The following is a 502-nucleotide window of genomic DNA, read 5'->3' as shown; positions in this document are numbered from 1 at the left end:
GCCGCGCCGCCGCCCGCGCTGCTGGCGCTGGCCAACGCGGTGCCGAACGTGTTCTGGTCGGTGCTGGGGCTGGGGCCCCTGGGGGTGTACTGCTACCAGTTCGTGGCGCGGCCGTGGCTCTACGGACTGCTGGCCGCCAGCTTGCTTGCCTACGCGGTGCCGGCGGCGTGGCTGGGCCGCTGGCAGCTGAGCCGCGCGCCGGGGCCCTACCGCCGGCTGGGCGTGGCGGCCGTCAACCGCGTGACGCAGCACGGCGACTTCGTGAACCGCCTGCTGCGGCGGCGCTACCCGCACTACCGGCCCGTGGTGGCCCGGGCGGCCGCGGCGGCGCTCGTGCGCACCACCTACCAGCAGGAGCGGTTTCACCTGGCGCTGTTCCTGTTCTTTTTGGCCATCGGCGGGTACGCCGCGGCGCAGGGGCAGGCGGGCTGGGCCGGGCTGCTGGCGCTCACCAACGTGGGCTACAACCTCTACCCGATGTGGCTCCAGCAATACATTCGGG

The 502-nt window shown here is 73.7% G+C and carries 1 protein-coding gene; it reads left to right on the top strand.

Going from position 1 to position 502, the window contains the following annotated elements; genetic code table 11:
- The coding region (locus BEN49_RS28135) for a glycosyl-4,4'-diaponeurosporenoate acyltransferase CrtO family protein (RefSeq protein WP_204376133.1) at positions 1-502 on the top strand (502 nt) is incomplete at both ends.

The sequence above is a fragment of the Hymenobacter coccineus genome, from assembly GCF_001816125.1.
Lineage (GTDB): Bacteria > Bacteroidota > Bacteroidia > Cytophagales > Hymenobacteraceae > Hymenobacter > Hymenobacter coccineus.
Note: the sequence above shows the minus strand (reverse complement) of the source record. Positions and strands in the feature narration are given on the sequence as shown.